General features: G+C 60.2%; 29 protein-coding genes and 1 pseudogene. 10 read left to right on the top strand and 20 right to left on the bottom strand.

Annotated features, from left to right (window positions below; translation table 11 throughout):
• Positions 1-11: 11 nt before the first annotated feature.
• Positions 12-452 carry a DUF2314 domain-containing protein gene (locus tag EFD55_RS10955; protein WP_245438451.1) on the bottom strand — a complete coding sequence of 147 codons (441 nt, stop codon included), beginning with the start codon at positions 450-452 and terminating at the stop codon, positions 12-14.
• Positions 453-484: 32 nt separating this feature from the next.
• Between EFD55_RS10955 and EFD55_RS10960 the strand changes: the two genes are divergently transcribed.
• Both EFD55_RS10960 and EFD55_RS10965 read left to right on the top strand, forming a co-directional pair.
• A complete protein-coding gene (locus tag EFD55_RS10960; protein WP_125845066.1) occupies positions 485-724 on the top strand; it encodes a hypothetical protein in 240 nt (79 codons plus the stop codon).
• Positions 708-1,178, top strand: a complete 471-nt coding sequence (locus EFD55_RS10965) for an MEKHLA domain-containing protein (RefSeq protein ID WP_125845067.1) — start codon at positions 708-710, stop codon at positions 1,176-1,178. The genes EFD55_RS10960 and EFD55_RS10965 overlap by 17 nt, the downstream gene beginning before the upstream one ends.
• A gap of 28 nt (positions 1,179-1,206) precedes the next feature.
• Here the strand turns inward: EFD55_RS10965 and maiA are convergent, their stop codons facing one another.
• The 4 genes from maiA to hppD all read right to left on the bottom strand — a co-directional run bounded on the left by maiA (position 1,207) and on the right by hppD (position 5,461).
• Entirely contained in the window at positions 1,207-1,863 is a 657-nt protein-coding gene (gene maiA / locus EFD55_RS10970) for a maleylacetoacetate isomerase (RefSeq protein ID WP_125845068.1), read from the bottom strand.
• Positions 1,860-2,885, bottom strand: coding sequence for a fumarylacetoacetate hydrolase family protein (locus EFD55_RS10975; RefSeq protein ID WP_125845069.1), 1,026 nt, complete (start codon positions 2,883-2,885; stop codon positions 1,860-1,862). The genes maiA and EFD55_RS10975 overlap by 4 nt, the downstream gene beginning before the upstream one ends.
• Before the next feature lie 40 nt (positions 2,886-2,925).
• On the bottom strand, positions 2,926-4,287 hold the full coding sequence (gene hmgA, locus EFD55_RS10980) for a homogentisate 1,2-dioxygenase (RefSeq protein ID WP_125845070.1): 1,362 nt from the start codon (positions 4,285-4,287) through the stop codon (positions 2,926-2,928).
• Between the two features lie 64 nt (positions 4,288-4,351).
• Positions 4,352-5,461: a 4-hydroxyphenylpyruvate dioxygenase gene (gene hppD / locus EFD55_RS10985; RefSeq protein ID WP_125845071.1), complete on the bottom strand. Its 1,110-nt coding sequence runs from the start codon at positions 5,459-5,461 to the stop codon at positions 4,352-4,354.
• A gap of 128 nt (positions 5,462-5,589) precedes the next feature.
• Between hppD and EFD55_RS10990 the strand changes: the two genes are divergently transcribed.
• Entirely contained in the window at positions 5,590-6,090 is a 501-nt protein-coding gene (locus EFD55_RS10990) for an Lrp/AsnC family transcriptional regulator (protein WP_125845072.1), read from the top strand.
• A gap of 16 nt (positions 6,091-6,106) precedes the next feature.
• Here EFD55_RS10990 and EFD55_RS10995 read toward each other — a convergent pair whose 3' ends face one another.
• On the bottom strand, positions 6,107-6,568 hold the full coding sequence (locus tag EFD55_RS10995) for an Lrp/AsnC family transcriptional regulator (RefSeq protein ID WP_125845073.1): 462 nt from the start codon (positions 6,566-6,568) through the stop codon (positions 6,107-6,109).
• Positions 6,569-6,690: 122 nt separating this feature from the next.
• On the opposite strand from EFD55_RS10995, the gene EFD55_RS11000 reads away from it, so the two are divergent.
• Positions 6,691-7,482: a phenylalanine 4-monooxygenase gene (locus EFD55_RS11000; RefSeq protein WP_125845074.1), complete on the top strand. Its 792-nt coding sequence runs from the start codon at positions 6,691-6,693 to the stop codon at positions 7,480-7,482.
• A 71-nt stretch (positions 7,483-7,553) separates the two neighbouring features.
• On the opposite strand, the gene EFD55_RS11005 is transcribed toward EFD55_RS11000, so the two are convergent.
• From EFD55_RS11005 to EFD55_RS11020, 5 genes are all read right to left on the bottom strand, one after another.
• Complete coding sequence (locus tag EFD55_RS11005) at positions 7,554-7,865, bottom strand: hypothetical protein (protein WP_125845075.1); 312 nt, start codon at positions 7,863-7,865, stop codon at positions 7,554-7,556.
• Positions 7,866-7,986: 121 nt separating this feature from the next.
• The gene (locus tag EFD55_RS11010; protein WP_125845076.1) at positions 7,987-8,577 is read right to left on the bottom strand and encodes a BA14K family protein; all 591 of its coding nucleotides are present in this window, start codon (positions 8,575-8,577) and stop codon (positions 7,987-7,989) included.
• On the bottom strand, positions 8,574-8,741 hold the full coding sequence (locus tag EFD55_RS33120; protein ID WP_165504811.1) for a hypothetical protein: 168 nt from the start codon (positions 8,739-8,741) through the stop codon (positions 8,574-8,576). The genes EFD55_RS11010 and EFD55_RS33120 overlap by 4 nt, the downstream gene beginning before the upstream one ends.
• A gap of 57 nt (positions 8,742-8,798) precedes the next feature.
• Positions 8,799-9,620: a DUF1236 domain-containing protein gene (locus EFD55_RS11015; RefSeq protein ID WP_125845077.1), complete on the bottom strand. Its 822-nt coding sequence runs from the start codon at positions 9,618-9,620 to the stop codon at positions 8,799-8,801.
• A 115-nt stretch (positions 9,621-9,735) separates the two neighbouring features.
• Entirely contained in the window at positions 9,736-10,134 is a 399-nt protein-coding gene (locus EFD55_RS11020; protein ID WP_125845078.1) for a DUF1236 domain-containing protein, read from the bottom strand.
• 198 nt (positions 10,135-10,332) lie between these two features.
• Here EFD55_RS11020 and EFD55_RS11025 point away from each other — a divergent pair, with 198 nt between their 5' ends.
• Positions 10,333-10,599 carry a hypothetical protein gene (locus EFD55_RS11025; protein ID WP_125845079.1) on the top strand — a complete coding sequence of 89 codons (267 nt, stop codon included), beginning with the start codon at positions 10,333-10,335 and terminating at the stop codon, positions 10,597-10,599.
• Positions 10,600-10,632: 33 nt separating this feature from the next.
• Here EFD55_RS11025 and EFD55_RS11030 read toward each other — a convergent pair whose 3' ends face one another.
• Genes EFD55_RS11030 through EFD55_RS34180 form a run of 3 tightly spaced genes read right to left on the bottom strand, consistent with a single transcriptional unit; the run spans position 10,633 to position 14,666 of the window.
• Positions 10,633-13,398, bottom strand: a complete 2,766-nt coding sequence (locus tag EFD55_RS11030) for an EAL domain-containing protein (RefSeq protein ID WP_210276131.1) — start codon at positions 13,396-13,398, stop codon at positions 10,633-10,635.
• A 5-nt stretch (positions 13,399-13,403) separates the two neighbouring features.
• Positions 13,404-14,444, bottom strand: a complete 1,041-nt coding sequence (locus tag EFD55_RS11035) for a FecR family protein (RefSeq protein WP_125845081.1) — start codon at positions 14,442-14,444, stop codon at positions 13,404-13,406.
• A 45-nt stretch (positions 14,445-14,489) separates the two neighbouring features.
• Positions 14,490-14,666, bottom strand: coding sequence for a hypothetical protein (locus EFD55_RS34180; protein WP_164737614.1), 177 nt, complete (start codon positions 14,664-14,666; stop codon positions 14,490-14,492).
• 163 nt (positions 14,667-14,829) lie between these two features.
• Here EFD55_RS34180 and EFD55_RS33130 point away from each other — a divergent pair, with 163 nt between their 5' ends.
• The 3 genes from EFD55_RS33130 to EFD55_RS11045 all read left to right on the top strand — a co-directional run bounded on the left by EFD55_RS33130 (position 14,830) and on the right by EFD55_RS11045 (position 17,084).
• Positions 14,830-15,006, top strand: coding sequence for a hypothetical protein (locus EFD55_RS33130; RefSeq protein ID WP_165504812.1), 177 nt, complete (start codon positions 14,830-14,832; stop codon positions 15,004-15,006).
• Positions 15,007-15,069: 63 nt separating this feature from the next.
• On the top strand, positions 15,070-16,464 hold the full coding sequence (locus EFD55_RS11040; protein WP_125845082.1) for a sensor histidine kinase: 1,395 nt from the start codon (positions 15,070-15,072) through the stop codon (positions 16,462-16,464).
• Positions 16,461-17,084 carry a LuxR C-terminal-related transcriptional regulator gene (locus EFD55_RS11045; RefSeq protein WP_125845083.1) on the top strand — a complete coding sequence of 208 codons (624 nt, stop codon included), beginning with the start codon at positions 16,461-16,463 and terminating at the stop codon, positions 17,082-17,084. Before EFD55_RS11040 ends, EFD55_RS11045 begins: the two co-directional genes overlap by 4 nt.
• A gap of 39 nt (positions 17,085-17,123) precedes the next feature.
• Here EFD55_RS11045 and EFD55_RS11050 read toward each other — a convergent pair whose 3' ends face one another.
• On the bottom strand, positions 17,124-17,696 hold the full coding sequence (locus tag EFD55_RS11050) for a hypothetical protein (protein WP_125845084.1): 573 nt from the start codon (positions 17,694-17,696) through the stop codon (positions 17,124-17,126).
• Between the two features lie 314 nt (positions 17,697-18,010).
• On the opposite strand from EFD55_RS11050, the gene EFD55_RS11055 reads away from it, so the two are divergent.
• On the top strand, positions 18,011-18,508 hold the full coding sequence (locus tag EFD55_RS11055) for a hypothetical protein (RefSeq protein ID WP_125845105.1): 498 nt from the start codon (positions 18,011-18,013) through the stop codon (positions 18,506-18,508).
• Positions 18,509-18,594: 86 nt separating this feature from the next.
• Positions 18,595-19,410, top strand: coding sequence for an exodeoxyribonuclease III (gene xth / locus EFD55_RS11060; protein ID WP_125845085.1), 816 nt, complete (start codon positions 18,595-18,597; stop codon positions 19,408-19,410).
• A 50-nt stretch (positions 19,411-19,460) separates the two neighbouring features.
• Here xth and EFD55_RS11065 read toward each other — a convergent pair whose 3' ends face one another.
• The 5 genes and pseudogenes from EFD55_RS11065 to EFD55_RS11085 all read right to left on the bottom strand — a co-directional run.
• Positions 19,461-21,545, bottom strand: a complete 2,085-nt coding sequence (locus tag EFD55_RS11065; protein WP_125845086.1) for an FAD-dependent oxidoreductase — start codon at positions 21,543-21,545, stop codon at positions 19,461-19,463.
• Between the two features lie 13 nt (positions 21,546-21,558).
• Positions 21,559-22,728 carry a Gfo/Idh/MocA family protein gene (locus tag EFD55_RS11070; protein WP_125845087.1) on the bottom strand — a complete coding sequence of 390 codons (1,170 nt, stop codon included), beginning with the start codon at positions 22,726-22,728 and terminating at the stop codon, positions 21,559-21,561.
• 24 nt (positions 22,729-22,752) lie between these two features.
• Complete coding sequence (locus EFD55_RS11075) at positions 22,753-24,408, bottom strand: GMC family oxidoreductase (RefSeq protein ID WP_125845088.1); 1,656 nt, start codon at positions 24,406-24,408, stop codon at positions 22,753-22,755.
• A gap of 1 nt (position 24,409) precedes the next feature.
• Positions 24,410-25,960, bottom strand: coding sequence for a GMC oxidoreductase (locus EFD55_RS11080; protein WP_125845089.1), 1,551 nt, complete (start codon positions 25,958-25,960; stop codon positions 24,410-24,412).
• A gap of 15 nt (positions 25,961-25,975) precedes the next feature.
• Positions 25,976-26,178: pseudogene (locus EFD55_RS11085) on the bottom strand (sugar ABC transporter ATP-binding protein); the annotation flags it as partial.

The following is a 26,178-nucleotide window of genomic DNA, read 5'->3' on the forward strand; positions in this document are numbered from 1 at the left end:
ATAGTTTCCCTTCACTTTCCCATTCTCGATATAGAGCCAGTCGAGATATCCGACTTTTCGAACTCGACGCGATCATCGGGCTTGATGTTGTGAATGCATTCCGGCGTATCGCCAAGAAGAGCGGTGAAATGGTCACCTGATGCCTTGATCTGATAGACCCACATGAATTCCACATTCGGTGCCATCTGATCCGTGGTCAGTGCTATGTCCTTGCCCTTGTCCCTGAAACCCAGCTTGATGCTGTAATTTTCGGTTCCCGGCGGTGGATCTCGCAGTTTCTCAAGGAAGCCGTCCAAGCCTTGTTCAGACTTCCCATGGGCTTTGGCCATGGCCGGATCGCCGGGCGCGATCGACTGGACGTTTGGATTGTCGGTAGCCAGAGCCAGTTCGGTGGGAATGACCAGGATGGATAGTCCAAGCATTGAGAAGAGTGAAATGACGTTGCGCAACATTCGATAGACCCAAAATTGCTGTTACTTTACCGATGCAACATAGCTACCTGGGGTTGATTTTCAATGTCTGGTTTGGAATTGGACGCGGTGCTGGTTTCGCCGCATTGGCCAGTAAATCCACCGGCACCGTAACCGCCTTTGCCCGCAATGCCGCCCTCACGGCTTCCAGGGACCCTAAATTTGCCGTCGAACTGGCACTGGCGATAAATGCAGACTATGTCGCCCGCATCAAGCCTTCGATCAAAGAGGTACTTCGTGAGTTTCACCTATAATAATCACGCCCTCGATCTGACGACCGACCCTGATTTTTTCTCGCTCCTCACCGGAAGCTATGCGCGCATCGTCGGCCGTCGTCTCGTCCAGGACGGGCAAGGCCCGGACTGGCTTTACAACGATGCGCCTTTCGTGGTCCTAGCTCACAATACCGAGCCCGACCCGCGCTTCATCTACGCAAACCGGACCGCGCAGACCTGCTTCGAATACGGCTGGGATGAATTCATCGCGCTGCCTTCGCGGCTTTCGGCCGAGCAGCCCGATCGGGCCGAGCGTCAGCGGCTATTGGACAGCGTCACGCGCGATGGTTTTGTTGACAATGGTCGCGGCATCAGGATCGCGAAATCGGGGCGTCGTTTCTGGATTGAGAACGTGACCGTCTGGCAGCTTATCGACGAAAGCGGACAGCGGTTGGGCCAGGCTGCGATATTTCCTTCGTGGCGGGACGCGTAGAAACGCCGTCCAGCCGCCGGATCTCGGCCTAACGAATTGCTGCCGGCAATGACGTTTTGGCTACGCGATCCGGATGCGCCGCCTGAAAGGCCGGCAGTTCGGCGCATCTGCCGTCGATGTCGACGATGCGCTTGAAAGCGGTCATATCGACTCCCCAGCGGCGGGCGTTATAGACTTGGGGAACAAGACAAAGGTCGGCTATCGTTGGCGTATCGCCAAAACTGAACGCGCCATCGCCTTCGCCGATCATGGCTTCCAGTTTGCGCAGTCCGTCCGCGATGAAATGCTTCATCCATTCCTCGCGGGTATCGGCCTTCTCAGTCATGGCAGTGACATGCGCAACGACATGCATGTTGCAGATCGGATGGATGTCCATGGCGACGGCATATGCGAGGGCGCGGACTTTCTGGCAACCGACGATGTCAGGTGGCAGCAATCCGCATTCCGGCCGGAGCTCGGCGAGATATTCGATGATTGCCAGCGACTGCGTCAGTGTTTTTCCGTCGATCACCAATGTCGGGACGAAGCCCTGCGGATTGAGCGCGAGATAGTCCGGCTTCCTGTGTGCGCCGTCCAGCAGGTTGATGGGCACCGTCTTATAGTCGAGCCCCAAGAGATTGAGCGCGATGCGGACGCGATAGCTCGCCGATGATCTCCAGTAGTCGTAGAGAACGACTTCCTTCATTGCGGCCCGGCTCCCGCGTATTTTTCGACCGTCTGCTCGATCGCCCCGAAGATCGAATGGCCGGCCTGATCCTTCATCTCGATGCGGACCATATCCCCGAACCGCAGAAACGGCGTCTTCGGCGAACCGGTCTCGATCGCCTCGATCATCCTGAGTTCGGCAATGCAGGAATAGCCGTTGCCGCCGTCTTCCACCGGCTTGCCCGGGCCGCCGTCGAGCTTGTTGGACACCGTTCCCGAACCGATGATCGTTCCGGCCACCAGCTTGCGCGTTTTGGCGGCGTGGGCGATCAGCTGGCCAAAATCAAAGGTCATGTCGATGCCGGCATTCGCCTTGCCGAATGCCTTGCCGTTCAAGCTTACGAGCAGCGGGAGATGCAGCTTGCCGCCATCCCATGCCGCCCCGAGCTCGTCCAGCGTCACTGCGACCGGAGAAAATGCCGATGCGGGCTTCGACTGGAAGAAACCGAACCCCTTCGCCAGTTCATCCGGGATCAGGCCGCGCAGCGAGACGTCGTTGACGAGCATCACCAGGCGGATGGCGCCGCGCGCGGCCTCCGGACCGGATCCCATGGCGAGATCGCCTGTTATGACGGCAACCTCGCCCTCCATGTCGAGACCAAAAGCCTCGTCAGCCGCCAGGATCGGCTCGCGCGGCGCGAGGAAACCATCTGAACCGCCTTGATACATCAGCGGATCAGTCCAGAAGCTCGCCGGCATCTCGGCGCCGCGTGCCTTGCGCACCAGTTCGACATGGTTGACGTAGGCCGAACCGTCGGCCCATTGATAGGCCCGTGGCAAGGGCGATGCGGCGTCATGCTCGTGAAACCGGATCGTCGGCTGGGCGCCTGTCTCGATGCCTTCGGCAACCAACGCAAGTCTCGGGGCCACATGCTCCCAGTCATCGAGCGCCGCCTGCAGGGTGCGGGCAATGTGACCGACCTCGGAGCAGCGGGTCAGGTCGCGGGAAACGACGACGAGCCGGCCGTCCCTCGTGGAGTCCTTCAATGTCGCAAGCTTCATATCCAAATTCCAGTGCCGGAGGATGTCTTCACTTGATGCATCATTTGATACCGGGGGTTCCGTCGAACTTGCGTTCCAGACCTTCCCAGCACTCGAGGTAGTTATCCTGCAACGTTTCAAGCTCGGCGGCGTATTTCGTCAGTTGCTGCGGGTACCGGGTCTCGAACATGAAGGCCATGGTGTCATCCAGCTTCACCGGCTTGAGCTCGGCATTGGATGCCTTTTCGAAAGCAAGCGCGTCGGGTCCATGGGCGAGCATCATATTGTGCAGGCTCATGCCGCCCGGCACGAAGCCCTCCTCCTTGGCATCATACTGGCCGTGGATCAGGCCCATGAATTCGCTCATGATGTTGCGGTGGTACCAGGGCGGACGAAAAGTGTGCTCGGCGACCAGCCAGCGCGGCGGAAAAATCACGAAATCGACATTCGCGGTACCGGCATCTTCGGTGGGTGCGGTCAGTACTGAAAAGATCGACGGATCGGGATGATCGAAGCTGATGGCGCCGACCGGAGAAAATGTCCGCAAGTCGTATTTGTAAGGCGCATAGTTGCCGTGCCATGCGACGACATCGAGGGGCGAGTGGCCGATATTGGTGACATAGAACTTTCCGCACCACTTCACATGCACGCGGCAGGGCTTTTCCTTGTCCTCGAAAGCGGCGACAGGCGTCTTGAAGTCGCGCGGGTTCGCCAGGCAGTTCGCGCCGATGGGGCCGCGGTCCGGCAGCGTGAATTTCGCGCCGTAATTCTCGCATATATAGCCGCGCCAGACCGTCTGCTCGCCGTTGCGCAGGACCTTGAACATCATGCCGCGGGGGATGAGGCATATTTCCAGGGGCTCGACGTCCATGATGCCCATTTCGGTGAACACTCTGATAGCGCCGAGCTGCGGCACGATCAGCAGTTCGCCGTCGGCGTCGAAGAAGTAATCGTCGACCATATCTTCATTGAAGACGTAAGCATGAGCTGACATGCCCACCTGGGTCGTGACATCGCCCGCCGTCGTCATTGTCCGCACCCCCTGAAGAAAGGTCAGCTTCTCCGTCGGCGTGGGGACGGGATTCCAGCGAAGCTGCCCCAGGGGAAGCGAATGCTCGTCCAGGCAGGGCGCGGTTTTCCAGTGCGGATAGGACGCGTTCGAAAAGCGGCTCGTGTGACGCACGCTCGGGCGAATGCGATAAAGCCAGGACCTTTCGTTCGTCCCGCGCGGCGCGGTGAACGGCGAGCCGGAAAGCTGCTCGGCATAGAGACCGTAATTGCATTTCTGGGGGCTGTTCTGGCCCTGCGGCAAAGCCCCGGGCAGCGACTCCGTCTCGAAGTCATTGCCGAAACCCGGCATATATTTCAGCTTGTTTGCCGTCGCGGCTTCACCATCCGACGTCTGGATCGATGTCTGGTCCATGCTCAACTCCCCGAAAACCTTGCAGCGACGCGCGTCTTTTCAGACGCGCGTGGCACTGTAGAGTTTACTCCGCTGCAGTACCGATGACACCACGTTTGATCTGATCGGCTTCGATCGACTCGAAAAGAGCACGGAAGTTGCCCTCACCGAAGCCCTCGTCACCCTTGCGCTGGATGAATTCGAAGAAGATCGGGCCGATGACGGTCTTGGAGAAGATCTGCAGAAGGATTTTCGTCATGCCGCCGTTCACCACGCCTTCGCCGTCGATGAGGATGCCATGCTTCTTCATACGATCGACAGGTTCGCTATGGCCGTTCACACGTTCATAGGACATGTCGTAATAGGTCTCGGGCGGACCCGGCATGAAGCGCAGGCCGTTATCGGCGAGCCTATCTGTGGCATTGTAGATATCCTCCGTCCCAACGGCGATGTGCTGGATGCCCTCGCCCCGGTATTTCTTCAGATATTCCTCGATCTGGCTCGTGTCGTCCTTCGATTCATTCAGCGGAATGCGGATCTTGCCGCAGGGCGACGTGATGGCGCGGCTCACCAGGCCGGTGATGCGCCCATCGATATCGAAGAAGTGGATCTGCTTGAAATTGAACAGGTTGCGGTAAAAATCCCACCACTTGTCCATGTTGCCGCGGAAGACGTTGTGCGTCAGGTGATCGAGATAATAGAAACCAATCCCCTGGGGATGCGGGTTGGGCTCGCCGAGCCAATCGAACTCGGCATCATAGGCCGATCCCTTTGCACCATAGGTCTCGACGAAATAGAGCAGCGAGCCGCCAATGCCGACGATCGCCGGGACGTCGAGCACCTTGTCGTCCCCTTCATAGGGAACAGCACCGTTCGACACGGCATGGTCGAAGGCGTGTCTGGCGTCGACAACGCGCCATGCCATGGACGGGGCGCAGGGACCATGATTTGCGACGAACCGCGCGGCATGGCTGCCGGGTTCGGCATTCAGGACATAGTTGATGTCACCCTGGCGCCAGACGGTGATGTCTTTCGTCTTGTGCCTGGCGACGGGGGCGTAACCCATGCGCGTGAATAGCTCGCGCAGCTTCTCGGGTTCGGGATGAGCGAATTCAACGAATTCGAAGCCGTCGGTGCCCGCCGGATTGTCGGCGGTGATATCCGAAGGCGGCGCATCATGCGGAAAAGGGCCCATTTTCTTTCCTCCAGAAAGATTACATTTCTGTGCAAAGTGTGGCCCAAAACGCGTGCAAAGTTCTTGCGTTCTTTATCCTCGGGGAAGATATTATGCACGGTTCGTGAGCGTTTTGGAGATTTCATGCAATGGATGAACAGCTCGACAAATTGGATTTGCGCCTGCTCCAGGAACTTCAAAAGGACGGAAGGTTGACGAACAACGAGCTGGGCGAGCGGATCGCGCTTTCGCCGTCGCAATGTTCGCGCCGGCGCACGAGGTTGGAGGCAGAGGGATATATCCGCAGCTATCGGGCTTACCTCGATCAGCAGAAACTGGGCCTGGATATGCTGGTGGTCATCTCCGTGACACTTGCGACCCACAACAGGGACAATGCCCGCCGGTTTTCACAGTTGATCAACGGACTGCCGGAAGTTCTCGAAGCCTATGCACTGACCGGTGAAATGGACTATCACCTGAAGGTGGCGACCCGTGGGCTCGCCGACCTCTCGAAATTCGTCAACGACGTTCTGTTGCCGCACGAGTCAGTGCAGCATGTGAAGACCTCGATCGTGCTCGACACGCTCAAGACGTTCGAAGGCTTTCCAGTGCACATGCCGGGCAGCTGGCATGGCGAGAGCGCGCGGTGATCCGGCACCTCAAGCGTCAGATCGGCAGTTCAGTCGAGAATTTCAGCTCGCGCAGCACAAAGCTCGAGACGACGGTGCGCACATGCGGGTTGCGCATGAGGTAGCGGGTCATGAAAGCTTCGTAGCTTTCCACGTCCCTCGCGCGGATCTTCAGCATGTAGTCGAAGGCGCCTGACAGGGCGTAGCACTCCATGATCTCCGGCCGCTCCAGCACGACGGAAGCGAAAGAGGCGACTGCCTCTTCGTGGTGATCTTCCAGCGTCACGTGCGCGATCACGCAGAGCTTGAGATCGAGTTTCCCGGGATCGAGCAGCGTCACGCGCTTACGGATGACGCCGTCGGCTTCAAGCTCCTGGATCTTCCGCCAGGCCGAGCTCTGCGACATGCCGGCCTTTTCCGCGAGGTCTGCCAGCGAAAGGGTGCCGTCGGCCTGGACGAGCTGCAAAAGCTTACGGTGAAAATTCCCAGATTCTTTCATTTTCAGCGCCACCTTCGGGAAGATCTACCACCAGCATCGCAAAAACCAACATGAAAGAAAAGAAAATCCTCCAAACCCGGATCATAATGGCAGGAATATCGCCACGTCTGGGAGGATCGGATATGACCAAAGAAAGCAGCTATACCGCCAAACTGCCCGGCCCGGACGGTCTATACGACTACACTCCCGAGGAAGATGCCATATGGGGCGAACTTTATCGGCGTCAGATGAAGCTGCTGGCTGACACGGCCTGCCCCGAATATCTGGACGGCGTCAAAATGCTGGGGCTCACGCCGGACAAGGTGCCTCAGCTTCTCGATGTGAACAGGCGCCTGAACGAGACCACCGGCTTCGGTGTGGAAGGCGTGCCGGCGCTCATTCCGCCCTCGCGCTTCTATGAACTTCTGTCGCAGGGCAAATTTCCGCTCGCAACCTTCCTGCGCCGCCGTGAGCATATCGACTATATCGAGGAACCGGACCTGTTCCACGAGGTTTTCGGCCACTGCCCGATGCTCACCAATCAGAGCTATGCCAATTTCGTCCGGCACTTCGGCGAAACCGCAGTCCGCCTCGGCAAGGGTTATTCGTGGCATCTGTTCCGCATTTTCTGGTTCACCGTCGAATTCGGCCTGATCAATACGCCGCAAGGCCGCCGCTGCTTCGGCGCGGGCATCGTCTCGTCACCAAGCGAAGCGAAGGCGGCAACCGAAGGCAAGGCATGCGAATTTCGGCCGTTCGATCTGCTGAATGTGCTGAGAACGCCCTACAGGATCGATATCCTCCAGCCGATCTACTACGTCATCGACAGTTTCGCCGATCTCGAAGCGATCGTGGAACAGGATATCGAGGGCACGATCCTCAAGGCGAAATCGCTCGGTGATTTCGCCCCGACCTTTGAAGCCAAAGCCTCGTGAAGCGCTGATAACAGCACGGCTGCGGAAAACAAGTTTTGCCGGTTTTCCGGGAGACTCCGGGCGATCCCGCGTCAATGAATTGTCTTCGGCGATTTTTGCGTGGGCGAGATGCCGTTGAGCGTCGCCATGAGCTTCTCGAATTCGTTCAGGACACGATTGAACTCGGCGTCCTGCATATCGGCGATTTCGGATATGGTCGAGGAAACGGCGGCGATCAGCCTGTCGATCCAGACACAGCGGTCGGCCGGCACATTTCCGAGAACTTCCTGCCGATGCGTCTTCAGCTCGTGAAGGATGCGAATGATAAGGGCTCCCCGCTCCGCTCTGCTCAAGAGCCGAAGCCTTGTCTGCGCCTGCTGGATTTCCCTTAGCAGCGTCGCCATCCCCTTATCTCCAACCTTCTAATACAACCGAGTATCACAACCGCAGCGTTTGCAACATGGACTTTGGTCTGACCGTCGAAAGTGTGCGTTTTTCTCCGCATCTCGCGATCACCGGCGATGATCAGTTCCTCGTTGCGACCAGGTCCAGGACGCTCGGAGCGTCGCAGGTGCGCCGCGGTCCTTCCCATGGTTGATAGGTGTTGTCTTCGGGCTGATACGACCTGTAGCGAGCGGCGCACCAGGCCGCCGCCCTCCCATTCGATGTCGTACCAAGGTACTCGTCGGCCTCCACGACATTCCGCTGGAACGGCGAAGAGCATTCGCGTGTCTCGCCGCTATAGGATCGATAGCTGTTGGTCGCGGGATCATATGAGCGGTAGCGTTCCGCGCACCAGGCAAGATGTTCGGTGGAAAGTTTCGGCTGCGCTGTCTGAGGTTCGGTCGGCGCGGTAGCGGAATCCGGCTTCGCCTTTGACGTCGTGATGGCCGACGCTTCGGTAACATAACTGGAATAGAGGGGCGGAATTCGTTCGTAGCGCTGCTGCCGAGGGTCGACTTTCACCGGCTTCGTCGTCCACAGATCCCGCGCGGCAAGATCTGTCAAAGCACGGGGTTCGGAATCTGCCACGACGTGAGACGCGACGGATGCGGCGGCGATGCAGGCACCAACAGAGCTGACGATGCCGAAGGCGACTGAGGCAACGGCTTTCATTTGACCGCCCCCTGATGTTGAGCCTGCGGAACCCAGACGCGGCCGGCAGCACCGTCATGTCGGCCGCCGGTGGCGACAAGCGCGGCAAGGATGCCGGCGATTGCCAGCAGGATGGCGATCAACGGCACTGCCAGACCACCGGATTTCTCTTCGGAATAGATCATGATCTTCTCCCCTGTCCCGACGGCGGAGGCGCCGCCGGGGAGCGCTGGCGCGACGCTCTATGCTGAGATGATGTAGACGATCGTGAACGCAGAAGGATCGACGATGACGATCCGGCCGTCCGCGAGGATGAAGAAACGATAAGCCTTGTACTGTGGCACGATCTTGACGATCTGTGGCGGCAACGGCTCGAGCCGGACCTTCTTCGGAATGGTCGTGCCGACCGAGACCGTGAAGTCCACCTCATCAACCGGCTCGACATGAACTTCCTTCACAACGTTGCGGATTTCCGTCTGCTGCTCGACTGAGATGTTCACGTTGGTCGTGTTGGTCGTCTCGGTCTTCGTGTTGTTCTCGACGTTCGTCTTGCTGTTCGACTGGGTCCCGGTTGAACCGCTGGAAGACTTTGCGGCGTCACCGGACTTCTGAGTCTCACCGGAGCCGGCCGATGTGCCGGTATCCTTGCTGCCGGCCGGCTTCTGGCTTTCCGTCGAAGACTGTCCAGAAGTCTTCGAGCTGCCCGTATTTACACCGGAGGCGTCCGTGCCTCCAGTTGCGGAGCCGGTCGTGCTTCCGGACTGCGTCTTGGCCTTGGGCTGGGTTTCGGTCTGACCGGAAGAGCCGTCGGTGGTGGTGCCGGAGGACGTGCCCGACGAGCTTCCCTCAGCACCGGAAGGCGGCTGCGTGGCCTGGCCACCCATCGAACCGGAAGAGGCACCGCCCGCATCCGGCTGCTGGGTCGCGCCGCCGGACTGGCCGCTTTGGGCCGCACCCTTCTTGGGGAGGATCGGCGCATCCTGCGCGGAGGCGGACATGATACCGGCCGGCGAAACGCCGATGGAAAGTGCCGTCATCAGGACGGCGAGTATCTTGGTCTTCATAATGATCTCTCTGTTTTTTTGGCCGCACGACAACGTTGCCGTCCGTCGTGCGGCGGTTCTCAAGTTCTAATGATTTCCGGAGAGTAACGCGGCAGGGGCCGCGTAAAGGATCAGGTCACTTGATGACCTGGATCACCTTGCGTGACGAGGGTTCGACGATGATACGTTCATCGTTGACCACCGCGTAAGCATATTTCGGGCTATCCGGAACAGGTGTGACGACGACCGTTTCCGGCAAGGGCTGGCCGACGACAATCTTTTCCTTCACGACCACGCGCGCCGACGGTGCCGGGGCCTCGCGGACATAGGTAACGACCTTCTGCGGCGGTGGATCGATTGCGGTACCGACGACCGCGCCGGCCACGCCACCGACAGCCGCACCAACCGGGCCACCTACGATCGCTCCGGTGATCGCACCGCCGGCCGCACCGTTGACGGTCGAGGACTGGGCGAACGCCACGCCCGACATGAGGGTCGCGGCAGTTGCCGCACCTACGATAAGTTTGGAGAGCATTTTCTCCTCCTTCTGTTTGACGCGGCCTTCGTGACCGCTGCAAACCCAACGACCTGAATGCTAGGTCGTTCCCGGACCCGGACCTCAGTCCGATGGGGCCCGGTCCTTGGTCCTAAATCCCATTTCAATGTCCGTTGCCGGCGCTAATTGCAGATCGAGAGGCCCTCTAGTTACGGGCAAGGCAGGAGACTGATGGAAATGGTACGATCCAACCGCCGGGAGGCCGGACGCAGGCGCCTTGCGATGCGTCTGCCGCAGATGCGGAAGCTGATCATGGAATCGCGCGACCCGTGGCTGCTCGAGCTCTTCGAGGCCTACCAGATGGCTGTCGAGGCCCGCGACCTTGTTCGAGGACAACCCGTCAATGCGAAGCTGGTGCGGGAATATGACGAGACCTGTTTCGAGATCGAACAGCACGTCATTCGTGCGATGGAGCAACCTTCCTACGTGCAAATTTCAAAGTGACAGCCTGCTTGGCAGGCACTTGGCGAGCTGCCTTCATGCCTCGGCGGATAAAGGCTTTTGGACGCTCCACTTGGAAAGCATGCGAACAGGATCATCCGGTCTGCCAAAGAGATAGCCCTGCCCCATCTCGCATCCGAGCCGATGCAGCGCTTCGGCTTCCGGTTCGTTTTCGATACCCTCAGCGACAACCTGAAGATTCAAGCCATGCGCCAGTGAAATGATTGCCCGCACGATCTCGAATGCGTTGGCATTGCCATTCATTCGCCTGACAAAGGACTGGTCGATCTTGAGCTTGTCGAGAGGAAGGTCGGCGAGATAGCTCATTGACGAGTAGCCGGTGCCGAAGTCGTCCAAGGCGATGACCACTCCTGTTTCGCGAAGCGCGCCTATCTTCGCGATCGACGGTCCGCCTTGGTCGAGGAACGTGGATTCCGTCAGCTCGAGGCATAATCGTGAAGAAGGAAGCCCACTCGAGGACAACGCCTCCCTCACGTCAGCTTCAATGTCGGACCGCTCGAACTGAAGTGCCGAGACGTTGACGGCGACGCTGAGTTCGGCAGGCCAGGCGGCCGCCTCGGTGCAAGCTTCAAACAGCGTCCAGCGGCCGATATCGCAAATCAGGCCGGAAGATTCGGCGATCGGGATAAACTCGGCCGGGGATATCAATCCGAACTCGGGATGGTTCCATCGGATCAAAGCCTCCGCGCCGACAAGCCGCCCATCCGCGAGTTCGATCTGCGGCTGGTACAGCAGGAAGAACTGCCGGTTTTGGAGCGCGTCGTGCATGTCCTGCTCCAGCCGGCGCGACCGAGCCTGGCGAACGGCCGTAGACGGATCGAAAGAGGACCACCTCAGGCCCGGCGTGGCCCTCGCAGCATCCAGCGCCGATTCCGCAGCGTTCGCGAGAGCGCCGGGATCCGCTTCGCCCGAGCGGGCTATTCCGAGGCGGACCGAGATCGGAACAGCCGCGCCGCGGATCGGCACGGGTTCCTTGAACAGCCCCAGGAGACTATCTGCAATATCCTCGATCGGGCGTTCATCGATTGCGGAGGTCGCGACACCGAAATGGCCGCCGTCCAGCCTCGCCAGGAGATCGCCGCCGAATGCGTTGCGCAGCCTGGCCGTCACGGCTTTCAGAAGTTCGTCCCCCACGTCGCGCCCGAGAGTGGCGCAAAGCGATGAAAAGCGTTCGACATCCAGCACGCAAACGAGGACATCGCTATGGAGGGCGGCCAGTCGAGATGCAAACTCCCGACGGTTGAGCAATCCGGTGAGTTCGTCGAGCTCAGATAGTCTCTTCAACCGCTCTTCATACTCATGTCGCGCGGTGACATCGCGTATGATCAGGCAGCCGGCAAACCGCGAGCGTGCCGCAGTCGGGTGTGCACTGGTCTGCTCGACTGGAGAAATCGTAACGGACGCCTCGTAATGTGCGGCCTGCGAACCGCTATTATCGGGGAAATCGACGAGGCCCGTATGTATCTTGCCCGGTTCGGCATCGTGTTCTGAAACCAGCCTGCGCACGATATCGATGACGGCGGTGTGGGCGCCACCGAGCAGGGAAGCGCCGATGCCGGCTCGCAATACGGACCTCGCGGATTCGCTCGCCTCGACGATCTTGAGATCGCTGTCGAATGCGACGACACCGTCCGAGCTGTCGGCAATGATCCGCCGCATGAGACGCCTGGTGTTTCGAGCCTCCGTATTGGCTACAGCCACAAGCATCCGACCGAGGTCGATGCGCTCGTTGAGGGCCAGCATCCAGGCGAGCATCAGCATCGACCATGGTACTGCGGTCCCGACAAGCAGGCCGTACTGCCACTGCAGCAGAAATGCGCCAATCTCACCGACGAGGACGATGGTCAGTCCGATCGCCAATATCGTGACCAGTCCGGCCGAACGGCCGCGGACCACTCCGATGATCAGTATCACTGCAAACAAGAGTTCGAGCGGCGCCTGATCGAACGTTCCGAGGAAGCGGTTCTGGAGCAGCGTCTCCGCGGCGAGGACGTGGATGAGCGGACCTGCAATCGCTCCGTATACAGGAACGGCGAAAATGTCCTTGAGCTCGGCCGCCGATGCTCCGACCACCACCGAACGGTCTCTGATTGCATCGGCCGGCACGGTGCCGTCAAGCACGTCGGATAGAGAGAACGTCGGCACGGAGTCCGGCCTTATCGAGTAATCGACCGGCAAGGAACCGGCAGTGCGACCGGTCCTGCCGAGAGCGGCTGCCGCGGATTGGGTCGGGTTTTCGTCAAACTGGTTTCCCAGATCGAAACGACGGACGATCCCGTCCGCATCCATCGCGACGTTGGCGAATGCCGGCCAGGCATTCTGAAGGAACTGCGGGATCGGTCTTGTCACCGCCGTCTCAGACGATGACGCCCTCTGCTGCTGCCGGAATACCGGCAGAAGAACGCCTCCCCCGGCTCTCTCCAACGCCGCTGCAAGACGATCGTCCTCCTGCTTGCTGGAGGATGCGCTGAAATCGACGTCGAGGAAGATGTCCCTGGCGCCCGACGCGATCAACTTGTCCAGCAAGGCCGCATAAATGCTCCGCGGCCAGGGCCATGTTCCGACGGAATCAAGGGAACGCTTGTCGATTGCGACGAAGACGATGTTACCGGTGGCCTTGCGAGGCGCCCATTCGAACCGCTTGGCGAAAAGGCTGTTGTTCAATCCCTGGATGAAGCCGGTGCCGGCCAAGGGCAGCGCCAGCATCGCGGCAATAAGCAAAATACGAACCGTGATGGTGCTGATGCCACCGGAGAGATAGTCTCCGGCCGCCTTAGCCATGCCTTTCACTTGTCCTTGCCTTTGCCGTTTCCGCCGGAATTACCGTTACCGTTGCCGCCGCTGTGATCGTGGTCATTCCCGTGGTCGCCGTTGCCATTTCCTCCGGAATTGCCGTTGCCGTTTCCACCGGAGTTGCCGTTACCATTGCCGCCGCTATGATTGTTATCATTCCCGCTGTTGCCGTTGCCGTTGCCGCCGGAGTTGCCGTTACCGTTGCCGCCGCTATGATTGCCCTCATTCCCGCTGTTGCCGCCGGAATTGCCGTTGCCATTGCCGTTTCCGCTGTTGTTGTCACCGCTGTGGCTGCTGCTTCCGCTGCCCTTGCCGTTCCCGCTATTGCCGTCGTCGCTCGCGCTGGAGCTGGTGTCCTTGCCCGCAGCCGAAGACTGGTTCTTAGCCTCTGACGCTTCGACTGCGCCCGCGAGTTTCGTGGTGCCGACGGCCGGAACCCTGGCGACCGACGGTGCTACCGACGTGATCTCGGGCTTGGATATTTCGCCTTTCACGGTCATGCCCGCCTTGCTGTCGACAGTCGCGCTCTGGCTCGGCCCAACGTTAGACAGCTGGCCGCTTGCGAAAGAAGTGACCTGCACCAGACCGCGATCGACGGAAACGGATGCCTTTGCCTTCCCGACCGTCACGTGGAAGATCGTTCCTTTCACGACGGCCGCGAGATAGGGGGTCTGCACTGTCGTATGAGGCCGGCTTCGCTTCTCGATTTCAAGATCCAACGAGCCGACCTGTTCGACGATCTGCGTCTGCGGCGCGAGGAATCCTCCGTAGCCGGTGATGGAGGCGAGCGTGTTCGGCTGAAAGGTGATGCTCTCGACGCCTCTGGCAAGCTGAGCTCGCCCACGCGGACCAGTCGAAACCCATGCCCGATTAGGGACCACGTCTCCTGCGTGCAGATCCAGCCAGTTTGTTCTGTCGACGGTATATTTCGTTTGATCTGTCGCTTTGACGACGCGCCAGTCGTCGGCAGCCGCAAGCGTGGCGGACGACAGCAGGATCAATACTGCTGTCAGAATGCGGAATATTGTCGGCATGGAATGCTGGCCCTCGAACTTTCAGGCAAGTCAACCACGTTCGAATTAAGAATGATTATAAAAAAGTATGACGATTGTCGGAATCGTGCGATTGGCAGGCGAGCGCACGGTGGCGGGCACGAGAAGGGTCTCGTAAAAATCGGCAATATCCTCCTCGAACGGCGCCGGAGAATCATCCGATGCGGCGCCGGCGCCGTTTTCGATATCCGCAGAAACCGTCACTCGCAATTCTCCGAACCCTGGTCCGTCGATCCTGAAGCATGACTGAATCTGCTGATGCCCACGGGGATCGGACCTTGGTCCCGGCGGCTTCCGACCGAAGTCCATGAAGTGGAACAGGTCATCGATCGGCTCCGTTTCGAAAGCGACCCAAGGAGATCCGAAGATGACCCAGAGCAATAGATCCAAAGTCGATGACGCCTGGAACGCGTCCGTCGTCGCCCTCGTGATCGTTCTCGCCGGCCTTCTCTACATGTTCGGCGCAGCCATGTCCGGCGATGGCCTCCCGTTGACCGAGAGCATAAGGGGCGCCGAAATCTTCGATACCAGGGATCTGCCGTGACGCCGTTTGGAAAAACGCAGAAGACGCGATAGGTTAATCGGGAAGTTTCTTGCCGGTATCAAAATGATTTGGCTTCGCCGCTGGAATGCCCGCTCGCTCGCCTCCCAGTTCTTCATCGCAGGTGGGCTCATATCGATCGCCGCCATGTTCTTGGTGGGGCTGCTCGTAACTCACCTCATACAGGACGCCGTCATCCACAACTCCGGTGCGGCGACGGCGCTGTACGTGGACAGCGTGGTCGCGCCGCTGCTTCCTGACATGCAAACGGAATCCTTGTTGGACGAGGGCAGCGCCCAAGCTCTGGACGAGACGCTCGGTCAGGGCGCGCTCGGCCAGCGCCTTGTTTCGTTCAAGCTTTGGCGGAACGACGGCACTATCCTCTATTCGAACGAGAAGGCGCTGGTGGGCAAGAAGTTTCCGGTGACCGACAAGCTCCAACGGGCATTCGCCGGGTCTCTCGTCGCGCGTTACGAGGTCGCCAGCGATCCGGAAAGCAGTGAGGAGCGTGCGCTCGGCAAGCCACTCATGGAAATCTACAACCCCGTCCTCCAGCCGTGGTCAGGACAGGCGGTCGCCGTACTCGAATTCTACGAGACAGCACAAGGGCTCAGCGACAGCCTAGCGCATGCCAGGCTCCGGAGCTGGGGCGCCGTCGCCGCTCTCACTGCAATCTTTTTCCTTGTTCTCTCCGCCCTGGTGTTCCGGGGCAGCCGCACGATCGAGGCGCAGCGCAAAGACCTCAGGGAACGAGTCAATGAACTATCCACGCTGCTGGCGGAAAACCGCAGGCTCCAGCGGCGGCTGCAGCTTGCCTCCCAGCGGGCGGCAGCGCTGAACGAAACATACCTGCGCGGCATCGGCGCCGATCTGCACGACGGCCCGGCCCAGCACATCGCATATGCATCGTTGCGGCTGGACAGCGACCTGCTGGTCAACGCTGCCACAGAGCCCGAAGCGCGCGAAAAGGAGCTTTCCTGGATACGCTCCAGCCTTGCCGAGGCCATGACGGAGATCCGCAACATCTGCGGCGGGCTGGTGCTGCCGCAGATCGAGAAGTCCTCAATCACCGAGATTGTGACGCGTGTCGTCGAAGCACATCAGCACAAGACCGAAACCCGCGTCGAAACTGTTGTCGACGAGGACGGACCAGAGCTTGCTCCTGCCGTGAAGATCTGCATTTATCGCTTCGTTCAGGAGGCCTTGAACAACGCTTATCGCCACGGCGGCGGCGTCCAGCAAGCCGTCAAAGCCGTCTCGCACAACGGTCATGTCCGCGTCGAGGTCAGCGACCGCGGCGACGGCTTCGATCCAAGGGAAGTGAGACCGTCGAGCCTTGGCCTGGTCGGACTTCGGGAACGCATCGACAGCCTTGGAGGATCCTTCGAGATCAAAACAGGCGAAGGAGGAACGACCGTGACCATGATCTTCGAGCCTATGGAAGTGGGAGATGAGAGATGACAGCAATCACCATCGGCGTCGTGGACGACCACCCGCTTTTTCGGGAAGGCGTAACTCGCAGCTTGTCGGAGATCAGCAACTTCGTCGTCGTCGGCGAAGGCGCCAGCAGCGATGACGCAGCCATGATCGCTTCCAACAGCCGCCCCGATGTCATGCTCCTTGATGTCTCCATGCCCGGCGGCGGACTAATCGCAATCGGTCAGGTCCTGACCGTGAGCCCGTCGACAAAGGTCCTCATGTTGACCGTATCAGAGGAGGTGGACACGTTGCTTGGGGCCTTGCAGCGGGGAGCGATGGGCTATGTTCTCAAAGGTGTGGGTTCGCGCGGCCTTGCCGAAGCGATCCGGACCATTCTGAACGGATCGCGATATATCTCGCCGACCATGTCGGCAAAGGTCATGGAGAATTCGTTGCAGGGCGGAACGTCGGAGAAAAACGGCCTGACGCCCCGGGAACGCGAGGTGATGGATCTTGTCGCCCAAGGCTTGTCGAACAAGCATATCGGCTTGCGTCTCGGCCTGCAGGAAAAGACCGTCAAGCACCATATGACACAGATTCTGAGCAAGCTCGGTGCCTCGAACAGAACCGAGGCGGCTCTGCAATGGCGCGAACGGCGCTAGCATCGGAGGCAAGAGCACCGCGCATTTGTTAGAGTTGCTCTAACGAAAGAAGCGGCTCAGCCGGCGGGCATCGCTGGCGGTCCCTTGCCGGCTTATAATCGTCCGGCCTTTCCCGTCCTTCATGATATAGCGGCCGCCTCGCAGGGTTTCAGTGATGCCGTTCGCGTGACGGACATCGATCGAGCCATCGGAAGCTTCGGTCGCTTTCGTTCCCGAGCCTTGTGACGAGCCTGTCGCCGAGGAAGAGGATCCCGAACCGTTGGTGGAGTTCCCGCCGGCGCTATTTCCGGAATTCCCGCCGCCGTTTCCGCTGCCTCCCCCATTGCCGCCGCTATTGCCATTCCCTCCCCCGTTTCCGCCTCCGCTACCGCCGCCGTTACCATTCCCGCCGCCATTGCCGCTATTGCCGTTCCCGCCACCGTTGCCACTACTCCCATTGCCGTTCCCCCCACCGTTGCCGTTTCCATTATTGCCGTCTTTTGCCCAGGCGCGTTTCATCGCCGGAAGAGGAAGGGAGCCGCCGAGATTCAAGGTCACTGGAGAGGCGACAGTTATGAGGGCAAAGGCTGCGCCGCCACCCAATCTCAGAAAATCGCGTTTCGAGATGCTCATCGCCTAGCCTTGTTCGTCCATTCTTCGGCGCCCCCGCGCATTTACAGAATAATACTTGAGTATTTGTCGCTGTTCGGAAGAACGAATGCAACGGGACTAGGTACCAAAACAAGCAGGACTTTGGTCCGGCCTGAATGATTTCCAGGCCTAAAACCGGGAAAAGTCTGTGCGTTGTGATTTGCCGGCGTTGCGCAGGGAGCCGTTTGCTCTCCCCATCGACAATTATGCCGCAAAAAGACGGGAACGCATTCTTACGGAACTTCTTCCCCCGTCGTCGCTTTGTTGATTGTCGAAGTGCAATGGAGGAAACCCCGATGGCAAACCCTAACGAATCCCCCGCAGTCCAATCCATGCGCAAGGAGCAGGCAGAGCAGCGCAAGCAATCCCGAAAAGGCGACCTCGATAAAGGCATCGAGGACACCTTCCCGGCATCCGACCCGGTGTCGGCCACGCACACCTCGATTCCTGCCGGCCGCACCGATACCGAGGCGGCAGCGCGTGTAAAACGGGAACCCGACCCCACCAAGCTCGACGAAGAGCCTCCTCTGGTGGATCAAGCCCTGCGCTCGACCGGCCAAACCGCCCGCTCCTCCAAGGGGTTCAATGTCGATCGCGAAGAAATGCGGGCGCTTCAGAAAGAAGTCAGTCAGATAGCCGAATCCGCTTCGGAGCTGGCTTCCGGAACGGCCCGCCTGGCAAAAGCAGAAGCACGCAGCTTCGTCCGCGATCTCGAGGATCGAATCCGCCGGCAGCCGCTGACAGCCGCAGCGATCGTCGCGGGCATCGCCTTCGTCTTCGGCGCAACGCGTTGAGGAGCCAGCCACGGCAACACGATATATGAGGAAACCCGGGAACGTTTCTGGAGCATATTCGGCATTGCCTCAATTTCGGGGGGCTCATGAAAATCGCGACCTACAACGTCAACGGGATCAACGGACGGCTGGATATCCTGCTGCGCTGGCTGAGGGACGATGCACCTGATGTGGCCTGCCTCCAGGAACTCAAGGCCGACGACGCCGGGTTTCCGCGAAAGGAGATCGAACGAGCCGGCTACGGCGCCGTCTGGCATGGACAGAGATCCTGGAACGGGGTTGCGGTCCTCGCGAAGGGCAAAACGCCGATCCTGACGCGGCGCGGTCTTCCCGGCGATCCCGACGACAACCACAGCCGATATATCGAAGCCGTCGTCGACGGCATCCTGATCGGATGCCTCTATCTTCCGAACGGCAATCCCTTCCCGAGCGGCAAGTTCGAGTACAAGCTTCGCTGGTTTCGTCGTCTGCTCGACTATGCCGCCGACCTCCTCGAGCTCGACGTGCCGTCGATCCTGGCCGGCGATTTCAACGTCATGCCGACCGAGATCGACGTGTACAGGCCGGAGCGCTGGCTGGACGACGCACTCTTCAGGCCGGAAGTCCGCAAAGCCTATGCCGATCTCGTCGCCCAGGGCTGGACGGACGCCATCAGGCATCTGCATCCGGGAGAGCGCATCTACACCTTCTGGAAGTACTGGCGGAACAGTTTCGAACGTGACGCCGGGCTTCGGATAGACCACCTCCTGCTCAGCCCGGCCGTTGCACCGTGGCTTCGATCGGCGAGCGTCCGAAGAAAACCGCGCGGCTGGGAGCATACTAGCGACCATGCGCCCGTAATGATCGAACTCGATATGCGGCCAGCTATCGACGACGCCGGTGGAAAGACGGGATCCGCCTAGGCCCGGCGATGACAATACTTCTCGAAGCCATTGCGATCACCGGCCTCGCCTCATTCATCGGCCTCCAGATCGTAGATGCCGCCTGTCAGCCACGCCGGCCAGTCCCGCTCGAAGAAGGACTTGGCGCCTTCATCGAACATGCGGTTCCGACGCGTGGAAAGCCTAATCTCATCCCCATCGAGCCAGACGACGATCTGCTCCTCCCGATGCGCTTGGCGCTCCTTCCGGAAGCGATATTCCTGCAACGGACCTGAGTGCGCCAGCGGAAGGGATTCGCCTTGCGCATCGCATATCGCCCGCGCGCCGCGGCTGCCGCCCCCATTGCGGATGAAGAAGTCAAGCGCGGCGAGCACAGCTTCCGACGCAAGCGCCATGTGCCGCCATTGCACGCCGCGAACCGCTTCCGCCGCGCGCCCGTAGGCGACGCCCTTGTTGCGAATTTCAGCATTCAGCTTGCGCGCTTCGATCAAAGCGCTACTGACACCCTCCTCATCGCAAATGATCCCGGCTCTATCGCTCATACGCGCCTGTATTTCCGAGCGGATCGATTTGACGGCGAGAGGGCTTTCGGTGTGGAGAGCGCCGAGAAGGGCGATGATTCCTGCGCTGGCGGTCGCGGTTATATCCTCTCCAGCGGCCTGCTTCGCCTTGCTGCTCGCGCTGATATGTTCGGCCGCCCGTGTGCCGAAGACCTGGCCGGTGTTCAGTGCCGCTCCGCCCGGTCTGGTCACGCCGTGTGTACCTGCCGCCTCGCCGACCGCGTAACAGCCCCTGAGATTGCTGCGACCCCAGGTGTCGACCATGATGCCGCCGTTCATGTGCTGGTTGTTGACTGCGAATTCCAGCGGCTGCTCGGCAATATCGATCTTGTAGCGGCGGTAGAGTTCGATCGCGAGCGGGTTCATGTGCTTCAACCGATCGATCGGCATCTGCTGGCCAGCGTCGGCATTACCGAGATAAAGGCGGACGTCATCGTCCAATCTCTCCAAGCTGAACGGCAGGTCACCGGAAACAGGCAGCGGATTGCGATTGAAGTCCATGAAGACGCGCCGCCCTGCGGCGGTTTCGCGATAGATGGCGAGATCCACCAGGCTTGAGCCGAAATCGAGCATACGTGTTGCGTGAAACGGCCACTGGTAGCCCTTGCGGAAGACGTTCGACGCCAGTTCCTGTGTGCTGCGGTAATATTCCGCCAGGAAGTGATATTCCGCGCCTTCGGCGTCGAGCGAATAGATATGCGGGATCGCCTGAACATAGGTGCCCGACAGATTCCAGGGGAATCCTTCTCGGCGTGTTCCGATGCCGAACTGGCTTTCGGTCAGGTTCACGAGCTCGACGCCAGCCTCGAGCGCCAATCCGAGGGAGCCGAAGCAGCCGTTGGGATAGACGCTGTCGCGATAGAGCTCGCCCGGCCCACCGGCCGCGAGCACGATCACTCCACTGACAAACAACGCGATGCCCAGCGGGTTCTCCTCCGTGCGATCGCCGGCGCGCATGACAAGTATTCCGACGACGTGGCGGTCCGCTCGGTCGCCCTCGGTGAGGATCTTGACCGCCGTGGTCTGGTTGTAGAACGGCACTTTGAGCCGGATCGCCTCTTCGGCCAGCACCTTGACCATCAGGCGCGAGGTGCGCGGGCCACAGCTGGTGGCGCGACCGACCTCGTCATGGTCGGTCTGATATCGCAGTGTTCCACCAAAGGGATTCTGAGGCAGCGGCAGGCCTAAGAACTGAAGCGATGCCATCATGCGGGACGAGCCCACCGCCTCGACGTAAGCCGTATCCTCGTCCATGGCGCCGCCGCTGCAGATGGCGCGGGCCATCGCCTTGTAATTGTCGCCCTGGTCGGCCGTGTTTGCGGTGTGAAGGGTCTGTTTGTCCGATCCCGAACAGGCAGAGGTTCCGCCCCATGCGCTCTGGCTGACGATGACGACGTCATCACCGCGCCGCTTCATTTCCACTGCCGCACGCAGGCCCGCCGCACCCGATCCGACGACGACGCAGCCGGCTCGATAAACCGGCACCTCGATGCCGGCAAGCCGGACCGCTCCCGACGGGGCGGTCTCCGGCGGAAGCCTGGGCATGTCGACGTCGGTCAGCGCATCAAGAATTTCCTGCGGAACGTCTATGGTCATCGCCTCGTCACAATCAATTGAGCGGGATGTCGACCCAGCGTTTCTGCCGGGCGGATTCCATGCAAGCGTCGACGATCTGACATATGTGGTGGCCCGTATCGAATGTCGGCCACATCGGTTTGTTTGCAACGATCGAGCGGATGACCTCGGCCACCTCGATGATCTTGCTTTCATTGTAGCCTATGCCGAAATTCGGCAGAGGCAGGAAAGCTCGAAACGTCGGATTCTCCGGACCGACGTCGATTTCCCGGAAACCTCGCCGCCCCGTCCGGTCGTCGTTGGAGTAGAAGCGCAGCCGGTTTATCTCGTCATAGTTATAGGCAATGCTGCCCTTCGTTCCATAGACCTCGTAGGTCTGCATGAACTTGCGGCCGGTTGCGACGCGGCTGAAATCGACGATCCCGCCGGCACCGTTCGCAAACCGGCACAGCAGGTTGGTTGCATCAGGGTTGGTGATATCGGCCCAGGACTCGTTGCCTGACAATTTCACCTGTTCGCCATAGGCAAGGCCCTCGACGACGGGCCGGCGCGACGTCACGATCAGATTGTCGGCGATCAGGGAACTGACCCGGCCAACCAGGAAATCCATGAAGCTGAAGATGTGCGAACCGGTATCACCGACGATCCCGGTCGGCGCAAGCTTTCCATCGGCACGCCACATGAAGGGCGCGTTCGGATCGCCATACATGTCGACATGCTGGCAGCCGCGGAACAGTTTGATCTCGCCGATTTCGCCGGATTGAATGATGTCCTTCGCCAGATCATGAACGGGATTTCGGGGAAAAGCATGTCCGACGCGGGTTATGACGCCCTTCTCCCTAGCAATGTCGGCCAGTTCCCGCGCTTCACCGGCGGTGTTTGCCAACGGCTTCTCGCAATAGACATGCTTGCCCGCCAGCAAGGCCGCCTTTGCCACCTCGTAATGAAGATGATCCGGCAGGCAGATATCGATCAGATCGACATCGGGATCAGCGACCGCCAGTTTCCAATCCTGAAGAATCCTTGCGCCCGGCGCCCTGTGGGAAATATCCTCGGCTGCCTTCGAGTGGCCTTCGACGAGAGCGACGATCCGGGCTGTTCCGTCCGATACGCCGAAGAAATGCGGAAAGGTCTGGTAGGCCATCGTGTGGACCTTTCCCATCCAGCCCGAGGCGCCAAGCACCGCAACTCTGACTTCAGACATCGTCGTCGCTCCTCTCCACAGGGCTTACCGGATTTCGGCACGGGCCCGAGGCCTCTTATCGTTGCGTTCGTAGGCGAAGATGGTGGGAGCAAGCGGAGGCAGGCCCCGAATGAGATCCGATCCCTTTTCGCCGACCATGATCGTCGGAGCGTTGGTATTGCATGACGGCACACGCGGCATGACCGAGGAATCGCAGACCCTGAGGCCGTCCAGGCCGTGAACCCTGAGATCGAGCCCGACAACCGCGCCCGGACCCGTTCCCATCTTGCAGGTGCCGACGGGATGATGGTCGGTCTTTGCGTTGGCGCAGCCGTAGTCGAAAAGCTGCTCATCGGTCATGACCTTCGGGCCGGGAAGCCTTTCGGCCAGGACGAAGGGCTTCAGCGCCGCCTGCTGCATGATCTCGCGCGCGATCTTGAGCCCCTCCAGGGACATCTTCCTGTCATGGGGGTCGGACCAGTAGTTGGGGTCGATCAATGGAGCGGCAGCCGGGTCGGACGATGACAGGCGGACCGTCCCCCGCGAGCGCGGATGCAGATAGGCGGAGTTCAGGGTCACGCCAGCGTTCTTGAGCCGCTCGACGCCCGCTTCGATGCCGGACCCGAGGCCGAGGTGGAACTGGATATCTGGAGAGCGCGCATCCGGATCGGCGTACCAGAAGCCGCCGGTCTCGAAGAGCGACGATGCGACCGGGCCAGTGCGGAACAGGACATATTGGATCCCGGCCCAAAGCGTGCGGTGAAGTTTTGCGATGCCATCATAGGTGTGATCGCCCGTGCATTCGGCGATGACGAAAAGATCCAGGTGATCCTGAAGGTTGCCGCCGACACCAGGCAGGTCGTGGAGCACCTTGACGCCCACCGACTTCAGATGATCGGCCGGCCCTATGCCGGATTGCAGAAGAAGCTTCGGCGATCCGATCGCGCCGGAGGAAACCAGTACTTCGCGTTCGGCGCGTACGATCTCCAGGCCGGTTGACGTCGCGATCTCGACGCCGACGGCGCGCGTTCCTTCCACGAGGATGCGCGTGACGCGGGCGCCGGTGCGCACTGTCAGGTTCTTCCGGTCCTTGATCGGCGAGAGATAGGCAAGCGAAGCCGACGACCGGCGGCGATTGCGCTGGGTCAGCTGGTAAAACCCGACTCCCGCCTGCTGGCGACCGTTGAAATCGTGATTGTAGGGAATGCCGAGTTCCTGCCCGGCGCGGATGTAGGCGTCGCAGATCGGCAGCGGCGCAGCCGGCATCGAGACACCCACCGGACCGCCATAGGCGTGGTAGTCGTCGGCGAAGCGCTGATTGTCCTCCGCACGTTTGAAATAGGGAAGGATCGAACGGTAGTCCCAGCCCTCGCAGCCGTCTTCACGGGCCCAGAGGTCATAATCCGCCGCGTTTCCGCGCGTATAGAGCTGAGCGTTGATCGACGAACCGCCGCCTATCACCTTTGCCTGCGTATAGCGAAGCACCCTGCCCTTCATGTGCTTCTGGGGAACGGTTTCCCACCCCCAGCTCGCCACACCTTTGGTCATCTTGGCAAAGCCGGCCGGCATGTGGAAAAGAGGATTCCAATCGCCTCCGCCCGCTTCGAGGAGGAGTACCTTGACATCGGGATCTTCGCTCAGCCGGCTTGCAAGCACGCATCCTGCAGGACCGGCGCCCGTGATGATGTAATCGAATCCCATTTTACTGTCCTGTTGCATCCGGCCTGGCGACCGCCAGCCCCTGTGTCACGCCTGCAAAATCCTTCGACGCAATGTGATCTGCCACTCTCAGTGCCTGGGCGGCGATGGTGAGCGCAGGATTGACCGCAGCCGATGTCGGCAGGAAACCGGCGTCGACGACGAAGAGATTTTCGTGATCGTAGGACCGGCAGTAGGTGTTCAGCGGCGCCGTCGCCGGGTCGTTTCCGATGCGGATCGTTCCGCATTGATGGGAAGGCGTGCGCTTGTCGAAGGGCCTCGACAGCACGATCGGAAATCCGATCGACTTCAGGATCACCTTCAGCTTGGCGACAAGGGCCAGATGCGCATCCCAATTGGTTCGCTGCCACTGAAGAATGATCCGATCTCCGTCCACCATGACCCGGCTTTCGGGATTGGGCACGTCCTCGCTCATTGCATAGAAGTCGATGGCATGGCCGGTGATGAAGCGCAGCAACCATTCCGGTGCCTGCGGCAGCGAGCCCTTGAGGACCTTTTCGGAGATTCGCCCCAGAAGCTGGACGTTGCCGAGAGGCGGTCCTCCCTCCCCGTCCGAGAGATAGAAGTCGTTGAAGGCAAACGTCTTCTGGTAGACGGAAGTGTTCCTGAACTTCGGCGAGACGCCGATGACGGCGGACGCATTATGGTTCATGAAGTTACGCCCCACCTGGTCGGAAGAGTTCGCCAGCCCCTTTGGGAAGCGGTCGTTTTTCGAGCGCAGCAAAAGCACGGACGACTGGACTGCGCCGGCTGAGAGGATCACGATCTTCGGCGAAACGGTCACCGTCTGGCCGTTCTTGACGTAGGTCACCCGGTCGATCCGGCTGCCGGCTCCCGTGTCGAGCCTGGTCACGCGCGCATTGGTTTCGAGCCGCACGTTCTCGTGCTTCAGCGCCACCGCCAGCGCTGCGGTCTCCGAATCCATCTTGCCGTCCCGCGCATTCGGATGCGCATCCCATGGTGTGCGTGCCTTGGAGAGCCATGCGTCGAGATCCAGGCCAAGTGGCAGAGAAAACGGATGCAGGCCCCTCTCCTTGAGGCGTGCCCTGACGTCGGCAATCGGCGCCTCATCCGGAACGGGCGGATAATCGTAGGTGGCCGAATGGTATGGCTCCGTCGGATCATCACCCAGACTGCCGCGAATCTGGTACAGATGTTCCGCTTTTGAGTACCACGGCTCTAGCTCTTCATACGGAAACGGCCATGCCGGCGACACGCCTTCCCGATGCTCGATGATGTCGAAGTCTTGCCTGCGGTATCGCGACAACACGGCGCCGTAGAACTTCGAATTCCCTCCGACATTGTAATAGTTGCCGGGGTTGAAGCCCTTACCGTTCGGCTCGTACCACGTCTCTTTCGGCCGAAAGTGGCCACGCTGGAAGATGGCGCGCTGGTCGCGATTGACCGGAAGATCGGCGATATGATCGCCGGCCTCGATGATCAATATCCGGGCGCCGGTCGCGGCGAGGCCGGCGGCGACCGTAGAGCCGCCGACACCCGAACCGATGATGATGATATCCGGTGAACCGCTCATATCAGCACCTTGCCCTCACGTTATCCTTGCCTGGGTTTGGGGATCGAAGAAGACGGCCTTGTCGAGATTGAAGGCGAGGCGTGTGTTTTGTCCTGGGGCGATGCCGGCATCGGCGCGCAGGCGGGCGATGACGGACTTGCCGCCGAGTTTGGTGACGGCGAAGGTGTCGGAGCCGGCCGGTTCGACGACCTCGATCAGGCAGTCGCCTTCGGTCAGCG

Origin of the sequence: Rhizobium pisi, from assembly GCF_003938655.1 — a bacterium.
Taxonomy (GTDB): domain Bacteria; phylum Pseudomonadota; class Alphaproteobacteria; order Rhizobiales; family Rhizobiaceae; genus Rhizobium; species Rhizobium pisi.